At 45.9% G+C, this 205-nt stretch carries 1 tRNA gene; it reads left to right on the top strand.

Going from position 1 to position 205, the window contains the following annotated elements:
- Positions 1-129 precede the first annotated feature (129 nt).
- A tRNA-Val gene (locus H1X92_RS00140) sits at positions 130-205 on the top strand.

Raw genomic sequence — 205 nt, 5'->3', positions numbered from 1 at the left:
GGCGATTAGCTCAGTTGGTAGAGCATCTCCCTTACAAGGAGGGGGTCATCAGTTCGAATCTGGTATCGCCCACCAATCATAATTAAGAATCATGCTTAAGTAAAAGTGTTGTCTGTTTTTGTTATGAATGGGCGATTAGCTCAGTTGGTAGAGCATCTCCCTTACAAGGAGGGGGTCATCAGTTCGAATCTGGTATCGCCCACCA

The organism is Arsenophonus endosymbiont of Apis mellifera (assembly GCF_903968575.1).
Taxonomy (GTDB): domain Bacteria; phylum Pseudomonadota; class Gammaproteobacteria; order Enterobacterales; family Enterobacteriaceae; genus Arsenophonus; species Arsenophonus apicola.
This window is presented reverse-complemented; position numbering and strand designations above follow the sequence as displayed.